Genomic DNA, 24,750 nt, shown 5'->3' with positions numbered 1-24,750 from the left:
GGCGTCAGAGGTTGATCATGTGGCCGATCGCGCCGTGGAAGGTCTCCTGCATGGCCTCGGACATGGTCGGGTGCGTGTGCACGTTCCGCGCCAGTTCCTTGGCCGTCAGGTCCCACTTCTGCGCGAGCGTCAGCTGCGGCAGCATCTCGGAGACGTTGTCGCCCACCAGGTGCGCGCCGAGCAGCTCGTCGTTCTTCGTGTCGGTGATGAGCTTGACGAACCCGCCGGGCTCACCGAGGCCCTGCGCCTTGCCGTTCGCGGTGAACGGGAACTGGGTCGCCTTGACCTCGTGACCCTCGTCCTTCGCCTGCTGCTCGGTCAGTCCGAACGAGGCGACCTGCGGCTGGCAGAACGTGGCGCGCGGCATCATCCGGTAGTCGCCGAGCGGCATCGTCTCGACGCCGGCGATGGTCTCCGCGGCGACGACGCCCTGCGCCTCGGCGACGTGGGCGAGCATCAGCTTCGCGGTGACGTCACCGATCGCGTAGATGCCGTCGACGTTGGTGCGCATGAACTCGTCGATCGCGATGGCGCCGCGCTCGGTCAGCTCGACGCCGGCCTTGTCGAGACCGAAGCCCTCCACACGCGGGGCGAACCCGACGCTCATCATCACCTTGTCGACGGTGACCGAGTCGTCGTTGCCCTTGGCGTCGGTGTAGGACACCTCGACCTGCGACCCCTGGTCGTCGACCTTGTTCACCTTGGTCGAGGTCAGGATCTTCACGCCGAGCTTCTTGTACTGCTTGGCGAGCTCCTTCGACGAGTCCGCGTCCTCGTTGGGCAGGACGCGGTCGAGGAACTCGATGATCGTGACGTCGACGCCGTAGTTGGCCAGCACATACCCGAACTCCATGCCGATCGCGCCCGCACCGACGATCACGATGGACTTCGGCAGCTCGCGGGTCAGGATCTGCGATTCGTAGGTTACGACGTTGTCCGACAGCTCCACCCCCGGCAGCAGCTTCACGTACGAGCCGGTGTCGATGATGACGTTGTCGAACGTGAGCTCACGGTCGTCGCCGACCGTGATGGCCTTCGGGCCGGTGAACACGCCGTACCCGTCGATCTCGGTGATCTTGTTCTTCTTCATCAGGAAGTGGACGCCTTTGACGATCCCCTCCGACACCTTGCGGCTGCGGTCGAAGGCCGCGCCGAAGTCGAAGGAGACCTCACCGGACATCCCGAAGGTCTTGGCCTGGGTGTGGAAGATGTGCGCGAGCTCGGCGTTGCGCAGCAGCGCCTTCGACGGGATGCACCCGACGTTCAGGCAGACACCTCCCCAGTACTTCTCCTCGATGACGGCGACCTTCTGGCCGAGCTGGGCGCACCGGATCGCGGCGACGTACCCACCCGGACCTGCGCCGAGGACAACTGTGTCGAAGTGTTCTGCCACGCGCTCAGCCTACGTTGCGACGCCTGCCACACGCAGTCGGGATCGCGCACGGCGAACAGCCTCCCGACGAGCGTTTCTAGAACATGTTCTCGTTTCTGGGGTTACCGTCAGGGATGGCCGTCTCCCCCTTCAGCCCGGCGCGGCTCGGACCTCTGACGCTGCGCAATCGCCTCATCAAGTGCGCGACCTTCGAGGGTCGCACCCCCGACGCGCTCGTCACCGACGATCTCGTCGAGTTCCACCGGGAGATCGCAGCGGGCGGGGTCGCGATGACGACGGTCGCCTACCTCGCGATCAGCCCCGAGGGCCGCACCGACCGCCACCAGATCTGGCTGCGCCAGGACGCCGCGCCGGGCCTGCGGCGTCTCACCGACGCGATCCACGCCGAGGGCGCCCTGGCCTCCGCGCAGATCGGTCATGCCGGGCCGGTCGCGAACCCGCTCTCGAACCGCGCGCGGGCTCTGGCGCCGTCGCGCATCCCGGCCCCGATGGGCGTCGCACCCTCGTCGATGGCGGTGTGTCGTCGCCCGTCGACCGAGGAGATCGCCGGTCTGATGCGCACCGCGAGGCACGGGGCACGCATCGCCGTCGACAGCGGCTTCGACGCGCTCGAGATCCACTTCGGCCACAACTACCTCGCGAGCAGCTTCCTCAGCCCGCTGCTCAACCGCCGGAAAGACGCCTACGGCGGATCCGTGGTCGCCCGGGCACGCTTCGCACGCGAGATGGCGCAGGCCGTCCGCGAGGAGGTCGGCGACTCCGTCGCGGTCCTCGCGAAACTGAACATGTACGACGGGGTGCCGGGCGGCTTCATGCCCGACGACGCCTGCACCGTCGCGCAATTGCTCGAACGCGACGGGCATCTCGACGCGATCGAGCCGACGGCCGGCAGTTCGCTGCTGAACCCGATGTACCTGTTCCACGGCGATGCGCCCCGCGCCGAGTTCGCCGCCACCTTCCACGGCGTGCTGCGCTGGGGCCTCACGGCCGCGGGTCCGTTCTTCCTCAAGAAGTACCCCTACCGCCCCGCCTATCTGCTGCCGCTCGCGCAGCAGCTCCGCGAGGCGGTGTCGATGCCGCTGATCCTGCTCGGCGGCGTCACCGACCGCGCCTCGATGGACCTCGCCCTGGCGGAGGGTTTCGACTTCGTCGCGATGGGTCGCGCGCTGCTCCGCGAGCCGGACCTGCCGCTGCGCATCGAAGCCGACCCGTCGACGACGTCGAGATGCATCCACTGCAACCGCTGCATGCCGACCATCTACACGCGCACCCGCTGCCCGCTGCGGCCCGAGACGGGGCCGCTCGTGGAGGAGAACGCGACAATCACCGCGTAAGCCCCGCGCGGTTGGCGACGGCGCGCGGACCCGGCGCACACTCGGGACCGTGATCCGCCCGCTGACCGTCGAGACCGCCCTCACGACAGGCCATCTCGACCTCGTCACCACGGTGGTCGCCGTCGTCACGCTCGCCGCGTACTGGTGGGGATGGCGACGGTCCGACGTGACTCTCGGCCGCGGGGTCGTCTTCAGCCTGCTCGGCGTCGGGGTGTGGCTCGTCGCGACCGCGAGTTCGGTCGGCGCCTACGCCGACACGCTGTTCTGGGTGCGCGCGCTCCAGGTGGTCCTGCTGCTGCTCGTCGCGCCGTTCGGGCTGGCGCTGGGCATGCCGCTGACGGTCCTGCGGGAAGCGTGTTCGGCGCGCGGTCGCGCCCGCTTCGACAGCGCCCTCGGCTCGCGGGTCGCCCGCGCGCTGACACACCCCGCGGTCACGTCGGGCGTCATCCTGGTGACGCCGTGGCTGTTCTACCTGACGCCCTGGTACACCGCGGTGCTGCGCGGCGACGCCCTCGACGTCGTCACCCGGCTGCTGTTCGTCGTCGTCGGGCTCGGCTACTTCGTCACCCGCCTTCAGGTCGACCCGGTGCCGCACCGTCGGCCGCAGTCGTTGTCGCTGCTGATCACCCTGGTCGAGACGATCGGCGACGGACTGCTGGGCGTGGTGCTGTGGCAGGGACCCGACATCGCCCACGCCTATTACGCCGCACTCGGCCGCAGCTGGGGCCCGTCGCTGCGCACGGACCAGATCATCGGCGCCGGCGTGCTGTGGGTCCTCGGTGACGTGGTGGGCCTACCGTTCCTGCTCGCGCTGTTCGGGAGGTTCCGTGCCGAACAGGAGTCGGTCGCCGTCGAGGTCGACGCGGCCCTCGACGCCGCCGACCGCGATGCCCGTGACCGCGGTGCGGCAGTCGCGCCGTCCGGCGACGACGGCCCCGACCCGGCTCCCGCCGGCGGCCTGTGGTGGGAGGCGGACCCCGAACTGCGGCGTCGCTTCGGCCGCTGATCGGCGCACCGAGCACAATCGACGAGGTGACCGACGCGACGACCACCTCCTCCACCGACACCGCAGGCCGCGACGACGGGGACGACCCGTACCTCTGGCTGGAGGACGTGACCGGTGATGACGCCCTCGACTGGGTCCGTCGACACAACCAGCCGACGGTCGACGCGCTCACCGGCTCCGACCGCTTCGCCGAGCTGGAGGCGGGGGCGTTGGAGGTGCTCGACACCGACGAGCGGATCCCCTACGTCCGGCGACGCGGCGAGTTCCTCTACAACTTCTGGCGCGATGCGACGAACGTCCGTGGTCTCTGGCGCCGGACGACGATGGACTCCTACCGCACCGACAGCCCGGAGTGGGACGTCCTGGTCGACCTCGACGAGGTCGCGCGCGGCGACGGCGAGAACTGGGTGTGGCAGAGCGCGGCCGTGCTGCCGCACAGCTGGGACCGCGCGCTCATCTCGCTGTCCCGCGGCGGTGCCGACGCCGCGGTGGTCCGTGAGTTCGACCTCGTGTCCCGCACGTGGGTCGACCCCGAGGGGCCGGACGCGGGTTTCACACTGTCCGAGGCGAAGTCGGACATCGGATGGGTCGACCGGGACACCGTGTTCGTCGGGACCGACTTCGGCGTCCACACCGACGGCGCCTCGTCGCTCACCGACTCCGGGTACCCGCGGGTGGTCAAGCGGTGGCGCCGCGGGACACCGCTCGCCGAGGCCGAGGTCGTCTACTCGGGCGAGACCTCCGACGTCGCCGTGCAGGTCAGTCATGACCACACCCCCGGCCACGAACGTGATTTCGCCGTGCGTGCCGTGGACTTCTTCCACCAGGAGACGGTGGAGCTGCGCCCGGACGGCCCGGTGGTCGTCGACGTCCCCGACGACAGCCACACCCTCATCCGCAAGGACTGGCTGCTGGTCCTGACCCGCTCGGTCTGGGAGCGCGAGGATGCCTCCTACCCTGCGGGGACACTGGTCGCCTTCGACTACGAGGAGTTCCTCGCCGGCACCGCGACCGGAACCGTGCTGTTCGCGCCGGATCCGCACACGAGCCTGCAGGACGTGCGCTGCACCACAACCCATCTCGTGCTGGTCGCACTGCGCGACGTGCAGACCGAGGTGCACACGCTCACCATCGGCAGGTGGGAGCGTGGCGAGATCGCCGGCCTGCCCGAGCTGGCGACCATCTCAGTGATCGACACCGACCCCGACGAGACCGACGAGATCTTCCTGTCGGCGAGCAGCTACACAACGCCGCCCAGCCTCCTGCACGGGACGAGCCACGGTCCGGTGTCGGTGCTCAAGCAGACACCGGCGTTCTTCGACGCCGACGGCATCTCGGCCTCCCAGTTCTTCGCGCCGTCGGACGACGGCACCGCGATCCCCTACTTCGTCGTCCGCCGCGACGACGTCGAGCAGGGTCCCGCGCTGCTGTACGGCTACGGCGGTTTCGAGATCTCGCAGACCCCCGGGTACGCGGCCATCGCCGCCCGGAGCTGGGTGACCCGCGGAGGCGTGTACGTCGTCGCCAACATCCGTGGCGGCGGCGAGTACGGGCCGGAGTGGCACACACAGGCACTCAAGGCCGGTCGCCACCTCGCGTTCGAGGACTTCGCGGCCGTCGCCCGCGATCTCGTCGCCCGCGGCATCACGACCCACGAACGCGTCGCCGCGCAGGGCGGGTCGAACGGTGGACTGCTGATGGGTGTCATGACCACGAGCTACCCGGAGCTGTTCGGCGCCATCGTGTGTCAGGTCCCGCTGCTCGACATGCGCCGCTTCCACCTGCTGCTGGCGGGCGCGTCGTGGGTGGCCGAGTACGGCGACCCCGACGATCCCGAGGAGTGGGCGTTCATCCGCGAGTACTCGCCGTACCAGCGGGTCAGGGCCGACGTCGACTACCCGGCGCTGCTGGTGACGACGTCGACCCGCGACGACCGCGTGCACCCCGGCCATGCCCGCAAGTTCACGGCCCGCCTCGAAAAGCTCGGTCATCCCGTGCGGTACTACGAGAACATCGAGGGCGGCCACGGCGGCGCCGCGGACAACCGTCAGGCCGCGTTCAAGTCGGCCCTGGCGTACGAGTTCCTGTGGCAGACCGTCGGGTCGGTCTAGCGGCGGCGTTCGAACACGAGTGAGCCGAGGACTCCCACCGCGATCACCGCGACACCGACACCACCGGTGATCAGCGCCGTGTGCTGGAGGTCGTCGCCGGCGCGATCGAGGATGATCCGGGCCACCTGACGGGGTGAGGAGTCCGCGCCGGAGAACTCGTCGAGCGCCCGGTCACGCAGGATGCCGGTCGCCGCCCAACTGATCGCACCGGCGACGACCGCGCCCACACCCAGCACCGCCAGGGTGAACCCTCGCCGACGCGCGGTGACGAGCGCCAGCAGGCCGGCGATCACCGCGACAGCCAGTGCGAGCCAGGCGGCCCGGGTGACCTGGTCGCCGGTGGTCGCGTACCGACCGGCCTCGAGCCCGCTGCGCTGCGACTCCCCGAGCGGGATGCGGATCGGGCCGTCGACGCGGATCGACGACGGCAGCCCGAAACGCTGGACGACACGGTTCACCATCGCGGTGAGGTCGAGTTCGAGCACGTTCGACCGGTCCGCCTCGGTGGTGGGCTCGGTGAAGAGGAAGTCGTGCTGTTGCCCCAGGACGTCGGCGAAGTCCGGCGGGAACAGGTCGCTCTGCGTGTACCGACGGGTGGCCGGCGCGACGAGGATCTCGGGCGCAGGCGTCTGGTCGGTGATCTGCCGGGTCAGCTCGTCGGCGATGAGGTCCTGGATCTGCCGGTCCCGGGCCATCGGCTCCACGAACGACACGAATCCGCTGCGGTCCACGATGCGCTCGTGGGTCCAGAGGGCGGGCAACGCGACCACCATGGCGACGATCGCGACGAGGGTGGCCAGTCCGGCTACGAGCGTGCGCACTGCGCCCACGGTAGGCGAGCGCTCCGCGGAACGCTCACGCGCTACTCCCCCAGCAGGTCGCGGGCGCGTCCGACGACGAGCGGGTCGGGGGCGCCGACGATCTCGGCGTCCTTGCCGTCGTAGTCGAAGAGGCTGAGGACGTGCCGCATGGCGTTGACCCGGGCGCGCTTCTTGTCGTTGCTCTTCACGACGGTCCACGGCGCGAGGTCGGTGTCGGTGGCGGCGAACATCTCCTCCTTCGCCGCGGTGTAGCGATCCCACTTGTCGAGTGAGGCGAGATCCATCGGGGACAGCTTCCACTGCCGCACCGGGTCGACCTGGCGGATCGCGAAACGCGTGCGCTGCTCGAGTGCCGTCACCGAGAACCAGAACTTGACGAGGTGGATGCCGTCGTCGATGAGCATCTGCTCGAAGAGCGGGACCTGGCGGATGAATCGCTCGTGCGCGCTGTCGCTGCAGAACCCCATGACCCGCTCGACACCGGCACGGTTGTACCAACTGCGGTCGAACAGGACCAGCTCACCGGCGGCGGGCAGGTGCGAGACGTAGCGCTGGAAGTACCACTGGGTGGACTCACGCTCCGACGGCTTCTCCAGCGCGACGACACGCGCCCCGCGCGGGTTGAGGTGTTCCATGAACCGCTTGATGGTGCCGCCCTTGCCCGCGGCGTCGCGACCCTCGAAGAGGATGACGTGCCGGGCACCGGTCTCCTTCGACCACTTCTGCAGCTTGAGCAGCTCGATCTGCAGCAGGCGCTTCTCGCGCTCGTAGTCGTTCCGGGCCATCCGCTCGTCGTACGGGTAGCCCTCCCGCCAGGTGTCGACGACGGCGTGGTCGCGGGTGACGACGAGCCGCGGGTCGTCGTCGTCGGAGTCGTCGACGGTGAAGCCGGACGTGTCCGCGAGATCGACGACGCGCGCCAGTTCCTCCCGGCCCACGGTGCGGCTGAGGTCGACGAGGTCTGCGCGCGGGGAATCGATCAGTTCGCTCACGCGCGTGAATCTAGGACGCGTGGGCGACGCGGACGTTGCCGCCGGGTGAACGGACGACTCAGCGGATGCTGTTGTTCAGGTAGTTGCGACCGGTCCCGATGCAGTACTTGCCGGTGACGCTGTCGTAGGCGGCGGCGAAGCCACCCGAGCAGCGGACGCCGTCCGGTCCGGCGTACGTCGCGCCCCCGATGCCGGCGACGGCGACGGTGAGCCCGCCGTTGCGGGCCTGGGAGAGCGCGAAGCCGCCCGGGCCGAAGGTCACCGAGTAGGCGGTCGAGTTGTTGCTGGCGCCGGCGAGGGCGGCGCCACCCGGAACGGTGTTGTAGGCGTTGGCATGTCCGCGGTTCGCCGCGGCACCGATCGCGCTCCCGGCGCCCGACCGGTCTTCGCCGTGGGCCGACGAGGTGGCGTCGGACTTCGCCCCGCACGATCCGTCGCCGACCACACGGTTGACCTGCTTGTCACCGACGGTGTCGCACACGAGCGGCGCGGCGCCCGCCCCACCCGCACCGATCGCGCCCAGCACACCCATCGCGCCCGCGCCGATGACACCGACGACGGCGGCGCGCAGCGTGACCCGACGACGAACGGACTGACCGGAATGCCCGAACATGAACTACCTCAATCACTCTCGATGCGACCGACGGTGACCACCGTCAGGGACAGGTGAACAGTACCCGCGTCGTCGGCGCGCCGAGGTGGGGACACGCATCGATCCGGTCACGACCGGCACGCGGTCAGGACGAGCGGCGCTTGGCCTCCGCGGTGAGACCCTTCTTCGCGGTGTCGAGGGCCTTCTTCTGACCCTGCTTCACGACGAGCCCGGGCAGCTTGATCTTCAGGTCGACCTCGAGCTCGAAGTCGACATGGCAAGAGTCCGCGGACTTCTCGGTCACCGAGTACTTGCCCTTCTGCGACTTGAGCTGATCGCTCTCCACCAGCTGCCACGAGCAGCTGGTGTCGGTCCAGGAGTACTCGAGCACCTCGTTGTCGGTGACACCCGACATGCTCACCTGGAGCTTGACCTTCTTCGGACGACCGTCGTCGTCGGTCTCGAGTATCTCGGCGCTCTTGTGGGGGCCCGACCAGTCGGGCAGAGACTCCACGTCAAGGAGGATCTCCATGATCAGCGAGGCGGGCGCATCGATGTCGAAGTCGGTGGTTCCGTGGACGGCCATGGGGAGAAAGTACCCCGTGCGTGTCGCGCTGCTGCACGGAACGGCGAGCGCGCTACTCGCGGTCCTCGAGCCGCAGCGGCCAGGCCTCGTCGGGGATGTCGTGGATGGTGCACGGCTGATCGGCGGCGGTGAACCACCCACGGAAGTGCATGATCTCGCCGAGGGTCACGTTGCGGACCGTCGCGTCGAGCCGGAACCGCTGTTCCTCGTCGTCCCACTCCTCCACGTATCGCATCGACGTGGAGAAGAGGCCTCGCATCCCGAGCTTCATCCCACGGCTGAGCATCTGCATCGGGTCGCTCTCGAGGACGAGCGATCCGCCCGGACCGACCCGGGGCGTCAGCGGGATGAGCATGTCGGGCCCGTCGCCGAAGTAGTCGACGAGTCCGTTCGACCCGTTGACGAGCAGCGAGTGCAGGCGCTGCTCACCGTTCGAGTAGGCGAAGCGGCGGATCACGGCGAGGTTCTCGCGCCCCCGCTCGTCGCGGTAGCAGTAGTTGTCCATGAAGAACGGCACCAGCCGACTGGTGGTCGTCGGCATCACGTTGCGGCGACGGAACATCCGCAGCACGGGCGGGGTCAGCTTCGAGGTGCAGTAGACGGACTCGACGATGCCGCTGGTCACCTGGGCGATGCCCGATGTCGAGTCGACGCCGTACCGCCACTGGATGTTGGGGTGGAGCTCGTCGAAATCGCTCCCCAGCGCAGCGCGGTACACGGGCGTCATCCGCTGTCCCCGGCCCGTCGCGACATGGTTGTGCAATCTACTACCGCCCCCGACACCCCGGTAGCCACTCGAGCACCACCGGCGTCACAACGGTGCACCGCCGACCACAGCAGTCGCACGCCGTCGTGATGTTCGTGCTCCGGCCCGGACCGAGAGCGGTAGTTTCGGCGCGAAGGTCCTCGCCCGCCCGCCGAGATCCGGGAGATCCATGCCGCTCACCGAGCAGCTCCAACCCCTGCCCGACCACGGGTACGTGTTCACGACGCAGTGGCCGGTCCGCACCAGCGACATGAACGAGAGCGAGATCCTCGGCGCCGACTCGGTCGCGCGGTATCTGCAGGAAGCCGGCGCTCTGCACCTCGCCGACGGTGAGGCCCTGGCCGACCACCAGTTCTGGATCGCGCGTCGCACCGTCATCGACATGATCGAGCCGGTGTCGTGGCCGAACACGGTCACCGTGTCGCGGTGGTGTTCGGCGCTGTCGAACCGGTGGTGCGACATGCGGGTGCGGATCGTCGGGGACGCCGGCGGACTCGTCGAGACCGTCGGGTTCTGGATCAACATCAACATCGAGACCCGTGGGATCGGCCGCATGAGCGACCACGTCATCGACCGACTGTCGACCACCGCCGACGACACCCGTCTGCGGTGGAAGCCGTCGATCCGCGAGCCGATGCCGCCCGAGTCCGACCGCACCTTCCAGATCCGACGCACCGACACCGACCGCTTCGGGCACGTCACCAACGCCATCTACTGGCAGATGGTCGCCGAGGTCTACCCCGAGGTCGCCGAGCTGATCACTCGGCCGCACCGACTGGTGGTCGAGTTCGACACGCCGATCATGGTCGGCGAGGACGTCCACATCACCTCCGCCCCGATCGAGACGGGTGTGCTCATCTGGATCTCGGTCGGCGGCGAGTGCCGGTCCCACGCGTCGATCACGCGCTTGCCAGACTGAGGGGCGATGCCTCTCACCGATCGCCTCGTCGACCTGCCCACCGAGGGCTACGTCTTCCACACCTCCTGGCCGCTCTCCAGCGCCGACATCGACCAGCACGAACGCCTCAGCGTCGACGGTGTCGCCCGCTACCTGCAGGAGGCGGGCGCACAGCACCTCGTCGACGCGGGAGCGTTCGAGGCCCACAAGTTCTGGATCGTCCGCCGCACCGTCATCGACGTGATCCGACCGATCGCATGGCCCGACACGGTGCAGCTGTGGCGCTGGTGCGCCGGGATCTCCCCGCGCTGGTGCTCGATGCGGGTGCGGATCGAGGGCGAGGGGGTCGACGGCGAACCGGGCGGTCTCATCGAGACCGAGGGCTTCTGGATCAACATGAACATGGAGACGAAGTCGCCGGGCCGTATGGAGGACCGGTTCTTCGAGATGTTGGCGACCACCACCGACGAGCGCCGCCTCCGGTGGAAGGCGTGGCTCACGCAGCAGCCGATGAGCGACGACGGGCCCGTGTTCGCGCTGCGTCACGCCGACACCGACCGCCTCGACCACGTCAACAACTCGATCTACCTGCAGGCGCTCCGCGAGGTGTTCCCCGCGGCGGGTTCCCTCGTCGAGAACCCGTACCGGCTGGTCATCGAGTACGACAAGCCCATCACCTACGGCGAGACGGTGCACATCGTGACCGAGCCGTCCGACGTCGAGACGGGCGCCGGTCTGCTCGTGTGGCTGACCGTCGACGGCGACGTCCGGGCCCGTGCGTCCATCACGCCGCTGCCGAGCTGACCCTTGTGACGACGTAGCAGTACGCGCATACTGTTGCTTCTAGCAGTACGCGCGTACTGTGAAGCGCGTCCCGAGGAGGCACCGATGTGGGATCCCGCCCAGTACCTGACCTTCGCCGATCACCGCGGTCGGCCCTACGGCGAACTGATCGGCCGGGTCGGTGCCACATCCCCGCGGGTGATCGCCGATCTCGGTTGCGGCCCCGGCAATCTCACTGTCGGACTGCGGGACCGGTGGCCGGGCGCCCGGATCGTGGCGCTGGACTCCTCGCCGGAGATGGTCGCCGCGGCCCGTGATCGCGGCCTCGACGCGGAGGTCGTCGACGTGGCGGGATGGACCCCAGGACCCGAGGTCGACGTGATCGTCTCCAATGCGACCCTGCAGTGGATCCCGACGCATCGGGAGGTGATCGCCCGCTGGGCCGAGGCGATGGCGCCGGGTTCCTGGCTGGCGTTCCAGGTGCCGGGCAACTTCGAGGCGCCGTCACACCGCGCGATCCGCGACCTCGCCGCGTCGCCGGCATGGCGGGACCGCCTCGCCGGGCTGGAGCTCCGGGGCGGCGAGACCGTCGAGGACCCCGTCGGCTACGCGGAGATCCTCCACCGGAGCGGCGCACGCGTCGACGCCTGGGAGACGACCTACCTGCAGGAACTGGAGGGACCCGACGCCGTGCTCGAGTGGGTCACCGGCACCGCACTCACCCCGATCCGAGACGTCCTGGACGACGCGGGGTGGGATGCATTCCGCAGCGACCTCGCCCCGACATTTCGCGAGCACTATCCCGAGCACGCGCCCGGACGGACCTGGTTCCCGTTCCGTCGGGTGTTCGTGGTGGCCGAGGTCGGCGCGTGACGCCCGCGCGGCCGCCCCTCTGGCGTCAGGTGCTCTACGGCTACGGCCTACGCCTCGACGACAGGTATCTGCCATGGGTGACGCACGACCTGGCCGGACGGGGCGCAGGTCCGAAGATGGTCGCCCGCTGGGCGGTTCCGTGTCTCGTGCTGCTCGCACCGTTCCTCGTCCTGCCGACCGACTGGGTCGTGAAAGCGATGATGACGGTGCCGATCCTGCTGCCGTACGTGTACTTCTCGATCGCCCTCAACCGTGTCTACCGACGCCATCGCCTCGCGCAGCACGGACTCGACCCGGCACTGGTCGACGCACGAGAGCGCGCCCGCAACCTCCCCGCGGAGCAGGCGTACCTCGCGAAGTACCGGGGGCTCTGAGACCCCGACCGGTTCCGCCTCAGACGATGTCGGCGCCCGCGGTGGCCATCTCCCGCATCGCGGCGGCGCTGGTCTCCTCGGCGACACCGGCGACGAGGTCGCGGCGCACCCGCACGGTCACCCCGCTGCCGACCGCGTCGAGAGCCGAGGCGCGCACGCAGTAGTCGGTGGCGAGTCCGACGACCTCGACGGTGTCGATGGCGTTGTCGCGCAACACGTCCGCGAGCGGCACGCCATCGGCAGTGGCACCCTCGAACGCCGAGTACGCCGGTTCGCCTCGGCCCTTGTAGATCTCGACGTCGACCGCGGCGGTGTCGAAGTCCGGATGGTAGGCAGCGCCGTGGGTTTCGGCGACGCAGTGCACCGGCCAGGTGGTGGTGAAGTCGGGCTCACCGGTGAGCGCGAAGTGCCCGCCGTTGTCGGAATCGGCGTCGTGCCAGTCGCGAGATGCGACGACGAGCGCGTAGTCGTCGCGGTGCGTCCGCAGCAGGTCGGTGACCCCGCGTGCGACGGCGGTTCCCCCGGAGACGCCGAGGGCTCCACCCTCGGCGAAGTCGTTCTGGACGTCGACGATCAGCAGTGCCATGGCCATGACCCGAATCTAGTCGGGAAAAGATCTTGCTTGTTGACTGTCTGGTCACTAATAATGACCACATGGTCAACAACAGCCGGCTCGTACCCCTCGCCCACCTCTGGCTGCGACGGGCGATCCTCGGGTACTCGGCGATCGCGGTGGTCACGGTCGTCGTCCTCGCGATCCTCCAGGCGACCGCTCCGCGGTTCACCTCGACGGACGCCTGGGTTCACGCCGCGATCGTCGCGGTGTTCGCCCTGGTCCTCCCCCTTCGCCTGGCCGGCGTGCGTTCCGGGAGTCGTCCTGCGCTGCGTGCGGTCGGGATCATCTCCGGCGTACTCGTCGCGGTGAACGCCGTCGAGGCGTCCATCCCCGGCTTCGTCCCCGTGTGGATGCAGGTCGAGATGGTGGTCATCGCCCTGCTGATGCTGGCGTCGGTGGGTCTCGTCGTCGCGATCGCGCTCGCGGAGAACAATGGCGCCCGTGAGCCCATCCGGTCGACCGCGGGAGACGGCGTCGTCCACTGACGTCGCCCCGCCCGTCCGCGCGCGCGTCCGCCTCAGCGCCGACGAGCGTCGTGAACAGATCATGACGGCGGCCGTGACGGTGATCGCCGATCGCGGGTACACCGCCGCGTCCGCCACCGCGATCGCCACCGCGGCGGACGTCGCCAAGGGGTTGATCTGGCGCTATTTCGACGACCGCGACGACCTGATGTACCGCACGGCGATCCACGTCGCGATGCTGTTTCGGGACGAGGTGACACAGCGACTCGACCTCGACAGGCCGGCGCCGGACGTCATCCGACAGGCGCTGCGGCACATGGCGTCGCTGACCCGCACGCACTCCGACGAGTTGCGGGCGCTCGACCAGATCGCGAACAACCTGCACACCGCGGACGGGGACCTGCGGTTGTCGGTGAACGACTACGAGGCGGGCTATCGCCTACAGGAGTCGCTGTTCGCGCGCGGGATCGCGGAGGGATCGCTGGCCGAGGCGGACACCAGGGTCATGGCGGTCACGTACCAGGGAGCGATCGACGCGATGCTCGGGTACCTGCGGTATCACCCCGAGGTCGATCCCCAGCAGTACGCGGCCACCCTCGCCGAGCTGCTCGTCCGCGGGTACGGAGCCCGCTGATCGACCGTCAGGGTCGGACCCGCACCACCTGCGGGTCGTGGTCGGAGACCTGGTCGGGGAACTCGGAGTTGAGGTGCACCACCTCGTATCGTGCCGACGGACGAAGCGCCCGGCTCACCAGGATGTGGTCGAGCACCTGCGAGACCCCGGAGTAGACGTAGGTGTACTGCCGGTCCCGGGGCAGCGTGGTGATGAGATCGGTGAGCGCGCCCGCGGAGGTGAGTGTGCGCAGGGCGGGACTGAACGGGAAGTCGTTGAAGTCACCGGCCGAGACGATCGCAGCACGGGGATCGACGGCGAGCGTCGCACGCACCCAGTCGTTCTCGACCTGCGCCTGCGCGTCGCGCTGGGTCTCCGACGACCGCGCGGGTGGCTGGAAACGGCCGTCGGCGGATTGGTCCCCGCCCTTCGACGCGAAGTGGTTGCCGATGACGAACACCGTCCGGCCCCGGAACGTGAACTCCCCCACCAGCGGCTTGCGCGAGTTCGTCCAGGCGGGATCGGCGGGTGCGATGCGCCCGGGTGACTGAGACAGCTGCACCCGACCACTCGGCCCGCGCACGACTGTCGTCGCCGTCGTCGACGACGCGATGCCGCGGTCGACGAACGAGACGCGCGTCGGGTCGAAGAGGAAGACGGTCCGGATGTTGCCACCCGGCTGTCCACCGTCGGCGTCGTTCGCGGGATCGATGCTGCGACTGGCGTATCGCGGTCCACCGGCTGCGGCGATCGCATCGGTGAGACGTCGGATGGTGCGGTCGGCGGCGGTGGTCCCGTCGTCGGCGGCACCCGAGTTGTCCTGTACCTCCTCGACGGCGACGATGTCCGGCCGCCCGAGGTTCCGCACCACGCCGGCCGAGAGTGCCGCGTACTTCGCGTCGCTGTCGCCGGGCGCGAGGTTCTCGACGTTGTAGGTGGCCACCGACAACTCGCCCGGCGCGGCACCGCCGGCGACGGTGCGCGCCAGCCCGCCGGGGACCACCCGCGGCAGCGAGGGTGCGTCGACGGTGAACCCGCCGAACGACGACCAGTCGACGACCCCGGTGACCGGTCCGGCGAAGCGGTCCCCGACGGTCAGCGTGGGCTTCGCGCCGTCGAGGGCGGTGACGTGGAGCCGCCCCGTCGGCAGGTCGTAGCTCGAGAGCAGCGCGTCACCCCGATAGGTGTTCTGCGTGAATGGTTTCGACGTGATGTAGACGTCACCGTAGGTGTTGCTGGGGGCGATCACCCTCGGTGCGGGGATCTCCACCCGCATCCCCTCGTGGGCCTCCCAGAACTCCTGCGCCGAGCGTCGCGCCTGCACGCGGCCGATCGTCTCGACGTCGCCGGTCGTGGGCGGGGCGAAGCGGTCGGGGACCGTGGTCGGTCCGATCACGAGCGGGGCGGGCAGGGCGTTGCGGCGTGACTTCGTCGTCACCGTCGGCGAGGTGATCTCCGTGACCGACAGATTCGTCGACGACGCACCGCCGGAACGGAACTCGGTGACCGTGCCGTCCACGGCGACCTCGTCACCGACGGCCACCGCGGGCGCAGTCGGGTTCGTGACGACGAACGCCGCGTCGGAGGTGGCGTCGTCGCGATCGGGCGTCCGCGACTGGATCCAGAATCCTCGCGGCGAGGACGTGCGTACCGCGGTGACCACGCCCTCGACACCCGACACCGCACGTCCGGCGAGCGGCGAGGTGAACCCCGGTCCCTGGATCGCCGCGATGGTCGTGGTGGTAGTCGTGGGAGCAGGCGGGGCCGCCGTCGCCGTCGACGCCGTCAGTGCCAGTGCCGTCGCCGTCGACGCCGTCAGTGCCAGTGCCGTCGTCACGACGGCGGGGACGAGCCAGGCCACAGTTCTCATGCGACTGGATGTTAGTGACGCTGACTACCGGAAGGTGAACGTCACGAGAACGGCGAGATCGCCGTCCGTCAGCGCTCGGCGCGGACCTGCTCCAGCGCCGATCGCAGCACCTCGGGCGACTGCGCACCGGAGATGCCGTACCGGCCGTCGAGGACGAAGAACGGCACACCGGTGATCCCGTACTCGCGGGCCTGCTCGATGTCGGCGGTCACCGCGTCGGCGTAGGTGCCCTCCTCCAGCGCGATCAGGACCTCGTCGCGGTCGAGTCCGACCTCGGCCGCGAGATCGGCGAGGTCCTCGTCGCCCCCGAGGTGCCGACCCTCGGCGAAATAGGCGGCGAACATACGGTCGACCAGCTCCCGTTGCAGTCCATCGGCTTTCGCGAGGTGAAGCACCTCGTGGGCCTTGCGGGTGTTGGTGTGCCGGAGGGCGTCGAAGTCGTACCGGACGCCGTCCTGCGCACCGGTCTCTGTCATCTGCGCGAGCATCTGACGCGCCTGCGCGGCCGGGAGTCCCTTGTGCTGCACGAGGAAGTCGACCTCGGAGCCGTCGAAGTCGACCGGCGTGTCCGGTGCGAGTTCGAAGCTGTGGTGGGTCACGACGACGTCGTCGCGGCCGTCGAACTCCGCGAGTGCGGTCTCGAACCGTCGTGTGCCGAGATAGCACCACGGACAGGCGATGTCCGACCAGATGTCGACCGTGAGCGGGTCGGCGGTCACCGCAGCGATGTCGTGATCGGGGCCTGCGGAGCCGTCGTCACCGAGGTGCGACCGGTGCGCAGGTAGTCCACGATCGCCGCGTCGACGACCGGGTTGGATCGCCCGAACTGACCGTGGTCGCCGCCGCCGACGGTGATCAGGTGCGCACCCATGAGACGACGGTGTTCGAGACTCGGGCGGTACGGCGTCTGCGGGTCACCGATCGCCTGGATCTGCAGCGGCCGCACCTGCAATCGCGCACCGGTGATGGGGACCGGGCGGGCGGACGGTGTGACGCCCGAACAGAACAGCCCCGACTCGAACAGCAGTCCCGGGCCGGCCACGGGGTCCGACACCAGCAGCTGGTCCACCAACGACGCGGGGACGAGTCCCAGGTTCGCAGGGACGGCGTTCTCGTTGCACAGCAGGGTGTTCTGCATGGCGACGGAGTTCAGGCCGACGCGCAGGTCGTCGGGCGACTGCTTCGGCGGCGCCTGCGGCGCGGCGAGGATCCGCTGGGCGATGAGCGGCCAGGCGTTGCGGTCGGGCGCACCGATCCGTGTGAGCGTCAACAACGTCGAGCCCGACTGGCGCTTGCCGGTGACGAGGCTCGCGAGGAGGTTGTCGAAGCGGGCGCGTGCCTCACCGGTCAGGTTCTGTCCGGTGACGTAGGCCTGGGCCTGGGCGCGCAGCCCCGGGGGCACGTCGCCGACGCGCGCAGGCGGCGGGCTCACCGACGGCGGCATACCGGCCTCCGCCGTCACCTTCGCGCTCCAGGTGCGGTAGACGGCGAGCGGCGTCGACCCGAGTCGGTAGATCGAGTCGTGGTCGGCGATCCACGTGAAAAGATCGGAGATGCGCGCGCGGTATCCCGGCGTCTGCGCTGTGAGCAGCGTGTTCCACTCCAGGCGCGGGTCGACCGCGGAGTCGAGCATGAGCCGGTCGGTGTGCTGCGGGAAGAGCGTCGCGTAGGTCGACATGAGCGTCGTCCCGTACGAGATCCCCAGCAGGTCCACGCGATCACCCAGGCCGAGTTGCGCACGCGCGGAATCGATGTCGCGGGCGGTGTTCGCGGTGGTGATCGAGCGGATGTAGGCCTGCGACGACTTCTTCGCACACGAGGCCCGCAGCGCTCCGGCGGCGAACAGATAGGACGCGGGGTCCGACGGCGACGGCGGCGTGCAGTCCAGCGCGCCGGCTCCGATCAGTCCCCGCGGTTGCACGGCGATCAGGTCGTAGGAGTCGCGGAGAGCAAGCGGCGTCTGCAGCAGGCTGAACATCCCGATCGCGTCACCACCGGGGCCACCGGGGTTTCCGAACAGCACCCCACGGCGCTCACCCCGCGCGGGCAGCTTCGACACGAGGACGCCGATGCTCCCGGCGGACGGACGCGCGTAGTCGACGGGAACGCGGATCGTCGTGCACAGCGTGTCCTTCGACGCGCCGTGGACCGCAGGGCACGGACCCCAGGTCGGTGCTGCCTGCGCGGCGCCCGTCGGTGCGAGCACCACCGCGACGGTTGCGAGGAGCGGGGCGAGGACGAGGGCACGGACTCGGCGCGGCATCACGGCGCTCAACGTATCGGTCCGTGCCGGTCGACGGCGCGTCGAATCGGGCGTACGGTCGGGTCATGACTGAATCGAACGCACGTTCGACGTCGGAGACCGGTGAGGTCCTCGGTGCCGACGCCGGCAACACGACCGAGAAGGATCCGCAGAACTGGGTCACCGGCGACGAGCCGATGACCGGAGCGCAGAAGAGCTACCTGGACACCCTCGCCCGCGACGCCGGCGAGACCCTCTCGGCCGATCTGACCAAGGCACAGGCCTCCGAGGAGATCGAGCGTCTGCAGGGCAAGACCGACCGCGGCTGAGCCCGTCCCGTAGCGACGTGCGGGCGTCGGGGCAAGCCACGGCCGACATCGGCCCAGACTGACGGCAACCCTCGCCGGGTGCTGTCCGGTTTGTGACCGTCGGACGATGGTCGCCATCTTGTCCGCAGGTCACCCGACACCGGTTGCCATGACACCGACGTCGGTCACCGAGGGCCCGAACCACACTGACCGGTGGTCCCGCCACCGTTGGACGGTGATCCGTGTTCTGTCACCGATCGCGCTGCTGATCCTGTGGCAGATCGGCAGCGCGCTCCGCGTCATCCCGGAGCGCATCCTGCCCGCGCCGTCGCTCATCGTGGACGCGGGCATCGAGCTGGCGCGCAGTGGCGAGCTCACAGACGCGCTGGTCGTGTCCGGCACCCGTGTCGTGGAGGGACTCGTTCTCGGCGGCGTCATCGGCGTCGCGCTGGGTGCGCTGGTCGGACTGTCCCGCATCGCGGAGGCCACGGTCGACCCGCCGCTGCAGATGCTGCGGGCACTGCCCCACCTCGGCCTCATCCCACTGTTCATCCTGTGGTTCGGGATCGGCGAGACCCCGAAGATCCTGCTGGTGGCGCTCGGCGTCGCGTTCCCGCTGTACCTCAACACCTTCTCGGCCATCCGCCAGATCGACCGCCGGCACCTCGAGACGGCCGACGTCCTCGGCTTCTCGTGGCGTCAACGGTTCTCGCGGGTGATCATCCCGAGCATCGCACCGCAGCTCCTGGTGGGGCTCCGGCAGTCACTGGCCATCGCATGGCTGTCGCTGATCGTCGCCGAACAGATAAACGCCGACGCCGGACTCGGTTACATCATCAACAACGCCCGGGACTTCTTCCGCACCGACACCATCATCTTTGGGCTCGTCGTCTACGCGCTGCTCGGCATCACGACCGACGGCATCGTGCGTGTCCTGGAACGCCGGGCCATGCGCTACCGGGCGGATCGCGGGTGAGCCCCCCGACGGCCACCGCCGTCGCCTCGCTGCACGGGGTCGACAAGTGGTACGGCAACCACCAGGTGCTCGACGGCGTCGACCTCCACGTCGACCGCGGCGAGATCGTTGCCCTCTTGGGACGGTCGGGCTCCGGGAAGTCGACGATCCTGCGAGTCCTGTCCGGCCTCTCCGACGATCACACCGGCGAGACACATGTCACGGGTCGACCGGCCGTCGCGTTCCAGGAACCCCGGCTGTTCCCATGGCGCACGGTCCGGCAGAACGTCTCGTACGGACTGAACCCGGCCGGCGTCACCGGGCGCCCGGCCGAGGAGGCCGCGGACGCGACGCTGGCCGAGGTCGGCCTCGACGACAAGCGGGACGTCTGGCCCGCGACCCTGTCGGGCGGACAGGCACAACGAGCCGCGCTGGCCCGAGCTCTGGTCGGTGAGCCCGAGCTCCTGCTGCTCGACGAGCCGTTCGGTGCCCTCGACGCATTGACCCGGCTGACCATGCAGTCGCTGCTGCTCGACCTGTGGCAACGCCGCGAGTTCGGGATCCTGCTCGTCACTCACGACGTCGACGAGGCGGTCGCACTCGCCGATCGCGTGCTCGTCCTCGAGGACGGCGCGATCGTCGACAACGTCGACGTCGACCTCTCCCGACCGCGCGATCGCGGTGCCTCCGGGTTCGGTTCGATCCGCACCCATCTGCTCGGCGCGCTCGGCGTGCACTGACCGACCCTCCCCCGAACGGAAGCCACGAATGTCTCTGCGATCGTCTCTGTCCCGCACCCTTGCCGGCATCACCGTGCTGACCCTCGCCACGATCAGCCTGGCCGGCTGCGTGTCCCGTGATTCCGACACCCGGACCGCAGCACCACCGTCGACGGTGGACGCGGCGCAGTTGTCGTCGGTCACCCTGAACGTCGGTGACCAGAAGGGGGTGACCCAGCCACTGCTGGAAGCCGCCGGGCTGCTGGCCGGCACGCCCTACAAGGTGTCGTTCTCGAGCTTCACCTCCGGGCCGCCGCAGGTCGAGGCGGCAACCGCGGGCAAGATCGATTTCGCCGTCACCGGCAACACGCCACCGATCTTCGGCGCCGCGGCCGGCGCGCGCATCAAGGTCGTCAGCGCATACAGCAACGACGCCGGCGGTGACCAGATCCTCGTCCCGGCGGACTCACCGATACGGTCTGTCGCCGACCTGCGCGGCAAGCGCATCGCGGTGGCCAAGGGGAGCTCGGCGAACGGTCACGTCCTGCTGCAGTTGCAGAAGAACGGCCTGACACCCGCCGATGTTCAGCTGATCTACCTCCAGCCTTCCGACGGGCTGTCGGCGTTCACCGCGAGAAACGTCGACGCCTGGGCCATCTGGGATCCCTTCACCGCGATCGCCCAGGCACAGAACGGCGCACGGACACTGACGACCGCGACGGGCGTCTCGAACGGCTACGGTTTCGGCATCGCCGCGGACACCGCACTCGCCGACCCCGCGAAGAACACCGCGCTGGCCGACTTCGTGTCCCGCATAGCACGGGCCACGGCCTGGGCGAAGGCCAATCCTTCGGTGTGGGCGGCGAAGTACTCCAGCGCGATCGGCGTGGCGACCGGTGTCGGCGCCGTCGCGCAGGGCCGCAGCCTGCGACCGGCCATCCCCCTCGACAACTCCGTGATCGAGTCCGAGCAGCAGCTCTACGACGCCTTCGTCGATGCGAAGCTCGTGCCGCGGGGCACGCCGTTCTCCGACTACGTCGACGAGCGGTTCAACAGCACCGTGGCAGAGGCCACCAAGTGACCGCACGCGTCTTCTGGTTCCTGCCCACTGCCGGTGACGGTCGATCGATCGTCGGGGCATCGCATGCCTCGTCGCATCGGGTGGAGCCCGCCGGTTTCCGTCGGCCGTCGCTGCGCTACCTCACCGAGGTCGCGCAGGCCGCCGACCGTCTCGACTACGAAGGTGTGCTCACACCGACCGGAACCTGGTGTGAGGACGCGTGGTTGACGACGGCGGCGCTGCTGCAGAGCACCCGTCGACTGAAGTTCCTGGTCGCCTTCCGCCCCGGGCTCACCCCGCCGACACTCGCCGCGCAGCAGGCCGCGACACTCCAGCGGATGTCGGAGGGCCGCCTGCTGCTGAACATCGTGACCGGTGGCGACGACGCCGAGCAGCGGCGGTTCGGCGACTGGGTCGACCACGACCGCCGCTACGCCCGCACCGACGAGTTTCTCGACCTTGTGCACCGGATCTGGACGCAGGGTCCCGTCGACCACGAGGGTGAGTTCTACCGTGTCGCCGACGCCCGCGTCTCTGAGGCACCGGATCCACTGCCGGAGTTCTGGTTCGGCGGATCGTCGGACCCCGCGTTGTCGGTGGCGGCCCGTCGCGTGCAGACGTACCTCACCTGGGGTGAGCCCCCGGCCGACGCGGGGGCCAAGATCGACCGCGTCCGCGCGCTCGCCGCGGCGGAGGGTCGCACGCTGCGGTACGGGATCCGGCTCCACACCATCAGTCGCGACACCTCCGCCGAGGCATGGGCTGTCGCGCAACGTCTCCTGGACGAGCTGCCGACCGAACGCATCGAGGAGGCCCATCGGCTGCACTCGGCGTCGCAGTCGGAGGGGCAGCGGCGGATGGCCGCGCTGCACGGCGGGCGGACCGACTCGCTGGAGATCTACCCGAACCTGTGGGCGGGCGTCGGGCTGATCCGTGGCGGGGCGGGCACCGCGCTCGTCGGGTCGCACGAGGAGGTCGCGAACCTGATCGGCGAGTACCACGACGCCGGTTTCACCGAGTTCATCCTCTCCGGCTACCCGCACCTCGAGGAGTCGTATCACTTCGCCGAGGGCGTCCGTCCGATCCTCGACCGCCGCGGCATCACCGCGCCGGCGGCTGCGCACGCCGCCTGAGACCTCAGGTCTCGTCGTCCCACTGCACCAACTCGACCTGCACGTCGCTCAGCCGGACGGTGGCGTTGCGGCCCGTGGGCACGCGCGTCGGCGGGGCGACGATCCGCTCGATGCGTGGCCGCAGCGCGGTGAGCGCCCCGTCGAGGTCGTCGACGAGCCAGGTGATCTGGGTGTCGCGTACGGCGGCGAGCGCATCCTCGTCGCCGGCGACGATGACGGTGTCGTCGGTGATCATCACCTGCAGCCCACGGTCGGGCAGGGCGAACCTGCGACCTCCGGTGGACGAGGACCCCAGCACCGCGCGTGCCGCCACGTGATCATCGAGGTCGGTCGTGTACACCCGGGCAAACGATCGCAGAATCGGCATGCGACGAGGCTATGGGTGTCCTGTTGCCATGACGAGCGTCTGGCCGATGCGGCGCGACATGGGGCTCACCGTCGTCGCGCCGGTGTAGGGACCCCCGTGGACGCGACCGCCTCTGCCATCCGCGACCGTCGCAACGGTCGCGGGAAGCGGGAACGATCGCAGGAGCACGGAGGAACGCCGAAGGCCGGCCACCGCGAACGGTGACCGGCCTCCGGTTGTCTGGTGAGTCAGACGGATGGACTCAGAAGCCCATGCCGCCCATCTCGTCGCCACCCGGCATCGCCGGGGCCGGGTTCTTCTCCGGCTTGTCGGCGACGACGGCCTCGGTGGTGAGGAACAGGGCCGCGATCGAAGCTGCGTTCTGCAGCGCCGAGCGGGTGACCTTCACCGGGTCGTTGATGCCGGCGGCGAGCAGGTCCTCGTACTGGCCGGTGCCGGCGTTGAGGCCGGTGCCCAGCGGGCTGTTGCGGACCTTGTCGGCGACGACGCCGGGCTCGAGACCCGCGTTGAACGCGATCTGCTTGGCCGGGGCCTCGAGCGCGACGCGCACGATGTTGGCACCGGTGGCCTCGTCACCCTCGAGCGACAGGCCGTCGATGGCAGCCTCGGACTGCAGCAGGGCGACGCCACCGCCGGCGACGATGCCCTCCTCGACCGCAGCCTTGGCGTTGCGGACGGCGTCCTCGATGCGGTGCTTGCGCTCCTTGAGCTCCACCTCGGTCGCGGCGCCGGCCTTGATGACGGCGACGCCGCCGGCCAGCTTGGCCAGGCGCTCCTGCAGCTTCTCGCGGTCGTAGTCGGAGTCGCTGTTCTCGATCTCGCCGCGGATCTGGGACACACGACCGGCGATCGCGTCGGAGTCACCGGCGCCCTCGACGATGGTGGTCTCGTCCTTGGTGACGACGACCTTGCGGGCGGTACCGAGCAGCTCGATGCCCGCGCCCTCGAGCGAGAGGCCGACCTCTTCGCTGATGACCTCGCCACCGGTGAGGATGGCGATGTCGGCCAGCATGGCCTTGCGACGGTCACCGAAGCCGGGGGCCTTGACGGCGACCGACTTGAAGGTGCCACGGATCTTGTTGACCACCAGGGTCGAGAGCGCTTCGCCCTCGATGTCCTCGGCGATGATCAGCAGCGGCTTGCCGGCCTGGATGACCTTCTCCAGCAGCGGCAGCAGGTCCTTGACGGTCGAGACCTTGCCCGAGACGAGCAGGATGTAGGGGTCCTCGAGGACCGCTTCCTGACGATCGGCGTCGGTCACGAAGTAGCCCGAGATGTAGCCCTTGTCGAAGCGCATGCCCTCGGTGAGCTCGAGCTGCAGGCCGAAGGTGTTGGACTCCTCGACCGTGATGACGCCTTCCTTGCCGACCTTGTCCATGGCCTCGGCGATGAGCTCGCCGATGGACGGGTCGCCTGCGGAGATACCGGCGGTGGCAGCGATCTGCTCCTTGGTGTCGATCTCCTTGGCGGACTTCAGCAGCGACTCGGTGACGGCCTCGACGGCCTTCTCGATGCCGCGCTTGAGGCCCAGCGGGTTGGCGCCGGCCGCGACGTTGCGCAGGCCCTCACGCACGAGCGCCTGGGCGAGAACGGTGGCGGTGGTGGTGCCGTCGCCCGCGACGTCGTCGGTCTTCTTGGCGACCTCCTTGACGAGCTCGGCACCGATCTTCTCGTAGGGATCCTCGAGCTCGATCTCCTTGGCGATGGACACACCGTCGTTGGTGATGGTGGGGGCGCCCCACTTCTTCTCCAGGACGACGTTGCGACCCTTGGGTCCCAACGTCACCTTGACGGCGTCGGCGAGGCTGTTGAGACCCCGCTCGAGGCCGCGACGGGCCTCTTCGTCGAACGCGATTTGCTTGGCCATGCGAAGT

The 24,750-nt window shown here is 69.4% G+C and carries 26 protein-coding genes; 14 read left to right on the top strand and 12 right to left on the bottom strand.

All coding sequences use genetic code 11. The features are described 5' to 3' along the window. Positions 1 to 4: 4 nt before the first annotated feature. Entirely contained in the window at positions 5 to 1,393 is a 1,389-nt protein-coding gene (gene lpdA / locus Q1A98_RS11465) for a dihydrolipoyl dehydrogenase (RefSeq protein WP_299573388.1), read from the bottom strand. Between the two features lie 113 nt (positions 1,394 to 1,506). Here lpdA and Q1A98_RS11460 point away from each other — a divergent pair, with 113 nt between their 5' ends. From Q1A98_RS11460 to Q1A98_RS11450, 3 genes are read left to right on the top strand one after another with little or no spacing between them, the layout of a single operon-like run. Continuing rightward, a complete protein-coding gene (locus Q1A98_RS11460) occupies positions 1,507 to 2,727 on the top strand; it encodes an NADH:flavin oxidoreductase (protein ID WP_299573385.1) in 1,221 nt (406 codons plus the stop codon). A 49-nt stretch (positions 2,728 to 2,776) separates the two neighbouring features. Next, on the top strand, positions 2,777 to 3,733 hold the full coding sequence (locus Q1A98_RS11455) for a cytochrome c oxidase assembly protein (protein ID WP_299573383.1): 957 nt from the start codon (positions 2,777 to 2,779) through the stop codon (positions 3,731 to 3,733). Between the two features lie 26 nt (positions 3,734 to 3,759). Next, entirely contained in the window at positions 3,760 to 5,844 is a 2,085-nt protein-coding gene (locus Q1A98_RS11450) for a prolyl oligopeptidase family serine peptidase (protein WP_299573381.1), read from the top strand. Here the strand turns inward: Q1A98_RS11450 and Q1A98_RS11445 are convergent. From Q1A98_RS11445 to Q1A98_RS11425, 5 genes are all read right to left on the bottom strand, one after another. After that, on the bottom strand, positions 5,841 to 6,665 hold the full coding sequence (locus tag Q1A98_RS11445) for a hypothetical protein (RefSeq protein WP_299573379.1): 825 nt from the start codon (positions 6,663 to 6,665) through the stop codon (positions 5,841 to 5,843). The genes Q1A98_RS11450 and Q1A98_RS11445 overlap by 4 nt on opposite strands. A gap of 41 nt (positions 6,666 to 6,706) precedes the next feature. Beyond that, a complete protein-coding gene (ppk2, locus tag Q1A98_RS11440; RefSeq protein ID WP_299573820.1) occupies positions 6,707 to 7,648 on the bottom strand; it encodes a polyphosphate kinase 2 in 942 nt (313 codons plus the stop codon). A gap of 67 nt (positions 7,649 to 7,715) precedes the next feature. Then, positions 7,716 to 8,270 (bottom strand): DUF6764 family protein, encoded by a 555-nt coding sequence (locus Q1A98_RS11435; protein WP_299573377.1) that lies wholly within the window; start codon positions 8,268 to 8,270, stop codon positions 7,716 to 7,718. Between the two features lie 124 nt (positions 8,271 to 8,394). Then, a complete protein-coding gene (locus Q1A98_RS11430) occupies positions 8,395 to 8,835 on the bottom strand; it encodes an SRPBCC family protein (protein ID WP_299573374.1) in 441 nt (146 codons plus the stop codon). A gap of 52 nt (positions 8,836 to 8,887) precedes the next feature. Continuing rightward, positions 8,888 to 9,562: a DUF4166 domain-containing protein gene (locus tag Q1A98_RS11425; RefSeq protein WP_299573372.1), complete on the bottom strand. Its 675-nt coding sequence runs from the start codon at positions 9,560 to 9,562 to the stop codon at positions 8,888 to 8,890. Between the two features lie 208 nt (positions 9,563 to 9,770). Between Q1A98_RS11425 and Q1A98_RS11420 the strand changes: the two genes are divergently transcribed. The 4 genes from Q1A98_RS11420 to Q1A98_RS11405 all read left to right on the top strand — a co-directional run bounded on the left by Q1A98_RS11420 (position 9,771) and on the right by Q1A98_RS11405 (position 12,529). Next, positions 9,771 to 10,520: an acyl-ACP thioesterase domain-containing protein gene (locus Q1A98_RS11420; RefSeq protein WP_299573370.1), complete on the top strand. Its 750-nt coding sequence runs from the start codon at positions 9,771 to 9,773 to the stop codon at positions 10,518 to 10,520. 6 nt (positions 10,521 to 10,526) lie between these two features. After that, positions 10,527 to 11,303: an acyl-ACP thioesterase domain-containing protein gene (locus Q1A98_RS11415; RefSeq protein ID WP_299573368.1), complete on the top strand. Its 777-nt coding sequence runs from the start codon at positions 10,527 to 10,529 to the stop codon at positions 11,301 to 11,303. Between the two features lie 84 nt (positions 11,304 to 11,387). After that, positions 11,388 to 12,155, top strand: coding sequence for a trans-aconitate 2-methyltransferase (locus Q1A98_RS11410; protein ID WP_299573365.1), 768 nt, complete (start codon positions 11,388 to 11,390; stop codon positions 12,153 to 12,155). After that, positions 12,152 to 12,529, top strand: coding sequence for a DUF5313 family protein (locus tag Q1A98_RS11405; RefSeq protein WP_299573362.1), 378 nt, complete (start codon positions 12,152 to 12,154; stop codon positions 12,527 to 12,529). Before Q1A98_RS11410 ends, Q1A98_RS11405 begins: the two co-directional genes overlap by 4 nt. Before the next feature lie 19 nt (positions 12,530 to 12,548). Here the strand turns inward: Q1A98_RS11405 and Q1A98_RS11400 are convergent, their stop codons facing one another. Beyond that, positions 12,549 to 13,121, bottom strand: a complete 573-nt coding sequence (locus Q1A98_RS11400; RefSeq protein WP_299573359.1) for an isochorismatase family protein — start codon at positions 13,119 to 13,121, stop codon at positions 12,549 to 12,551. A gap of 62 nt (positions 13,122 to 13,183) precedes the next feature. Between Q1A98_RS11400 and Q1A98_RS11395 the strand changes: the two genes are divergently transcribed. Together Q1A98_RS11395 and Q1A98_RS11390 are read left to right on the top strand one after the other, a co-directional pair. After that, positions 13,184 to 13,630: a hypothetical protein gene (locus Q1A98_RS11395; protein ID WP_299573356.1), complete on the top strand. Its 447-nt coding sequence runs from the start codon at positions 13,184 to 13,186 to the stop codon at positions 13,628 to 13,630. Next, positions 13,587 to 14,243, top strand: a complete 657-nt coding sequence (locus Q1A98_RS11390) for a TetR/AcrR family transcriptional regulator (protein WP_299573354.1) — start codon at positions 13,587 to 13,589, stop codon at positions 14,241 to 14,243. Before Q1A98_RS11395 ends, Q1A98_RS11390 begins: the two co-directional genes overlap by 44 nt. Before the next feature lie 7 nt (positions 14,244 to 14,250). On the opposite strand, the gene Q1A98_RS11385 is transcribed toward Q1A98_RS11390, so the two are convergent. From Q1A98_RS11385 to Q1A98_RS11375, 3 genes are all read right to left on the bottom strand, one after another. Next, the gene (locus Q1A98_RS11385; protein WP_299573351.1) at positions 14,251 to 16,092 is read right to left on the bottom strand and encodes an endonuclease/exonuclease/phosphatase family protein; all 1,842 of its coding nucleotides are present in this window, start codon (positions 16,090 to 16,092) and stop codon (positions 14,251 to 14,253) included. A 68-nt stretch (positions 16,093 to 16,160) separates the two neighbouring features. Further along, positions 16,161 to 16,811: a DsbA family oxidoreductase gene (locus Q1A98_RS11380; protein ID WP_299573349.1), complete on the bottom strand. Its 651-nt coding sequence runs from the start codon at positions 16,809 to 16,811 to the stop codon at positions 16,161 to 16,163. Continuing rightward, complete coding sequence (locus Q1A98_RS11375) at positions 16,808 to 18,355, bottom strand: alpha/beta fold hydrolase (protein ID WP_299573818.1); 1,548 nt, start codon at positions 18,353 to 18,355, stop codon at positions 16,808 to 16,810. The genes Q1A98_RS11380 and Q1A98_RS11375 overlap by 4 nt, the downstream gene beginning before the upstream one ends. Before the next feature lie 65 nt (positions 18,356 to 18,420). Here Q1A98_RS11375 and Q1A98_RS11370 point away from each other — a divergent pair, with 65 nt between their 5' ends. The 5 genes from Q1A98_RS11370 to Q1A98_RS11350 all read left to right on the top strand — a co-directional run bounded on the left by Q1A98_RS11370 (position 18,421) and on the right by Q1A98_RS11350 (position 22,509). Next, on the top strand, positions 18,421 to 18,663 hold the full coding sequence (locus Q1A98_RS11370; RefSeq protein WP_299573346.1) for a DUF3072 domain-containing protein: 243 nt from the start codon (positions 18,421 to 18,423) through the stop codon (positions 18,661 to 18,663). A gap of 148 nt (positions 18,664 to 18,811) precedes the next feature. Next, on the top strand, positions 18,812 to 19,618 hold the full coding sequence (locus Q1A98_RS11365; RefSeq protein ID WP_299573343.1) for an ABC transporter permease: 807 nt from the start codon (positions 18,812 to 18,814) through the stop codon (positions 19,616 to 19,618). Next, positions 19,615 to 20,337, top strand: coding sequence for an ABC transporter ATP-binding protein (locus Q1A98_RS11360; RefSeq protein WP_299573341.1), 723 nt, complete (start codon positions 19,615 to 19,617; stop codon positions 20,335 to 20,337). Before Q1A98_RS11365 ends, Q1A98_RS11360 begins: the two co-directional genes overlap by 4 nt. Before the next feature lie 28 nt (positions 20,338 to 20,365). Next, entirely contained in the window at positions 20,366 to 21,397 is a 1,032-nt protein-coding gene (locus tag Q1A98_RS11355) for an ABC transporter substrate-binding protein (RefSeq protein WP_299573338.1), read from the top strand. Continuing rightward, positions 21,394 to 22,509: an LLM class flavin-dependent oxidoreductase gene (locus Q1A98_RS11350; RefSeq protein WP_299573335.1), complete on the top strand. Its 1,116-nt coding sequence runs from the start codon at positions 21,394 to 21,396 to the stop codon at positions 22,507 to 22,509. The genes Q1A98_RS11355 and Q1A98_RS11350 overlap by 4 nt, the downstream gene beginning before the upstream one ends. Positions 22,510 to 22,513: 4 nt before the next feature. Here the strand turns inward: Q1A98_RS11350 and Q1A98_RS11345 are convergent, their stop codons facing one another. Together Q1A98_RS11345 and groL are read right to left on the bottom strand one after the other, a co-directional pair. Then, positions 22,514 to 22,876 carry a hypothetical protein gene (locus tag Q1A98_RS11345; RefSeq protein ID WP_299573332.1) on the bottom strand — a complete coding sequence of 121 codons (363 nt, stop codon included), beginning with the start codon at positions 22,874 to 22,876 and terminating at the stop codon, positions 22,514 to 22,516. Positions 22,877 to 23,117: 241 nt separating this feature from the next. Continuing rightward, positions 23,118 to 24,743: a chaperonin GroEL gene (gene groL, locus Q1A98_RS11340; RefSeq protein WP_299573329.1), complete on the bottom strand. Its 1,626-nt coding sequence runs from the start codon at positions 24,741 to 24,743 to the stop codon at positions 23,118 to 23,120. Positions 24,744 to 24,750: the final 7 nt, after the last annotated feature.

The organism is uncultured Williamsia sp., assembly GCF_947494875.1.
Taxonomy (GTDB): Bacteria; Actinomycetota; Actinomycetes; order Mycobacteriales; family Mycobacteriaceae; genus Williamsia_A.
This window is presented reverse-complemented; position numbering and strand designations above follow the sequence as displayed.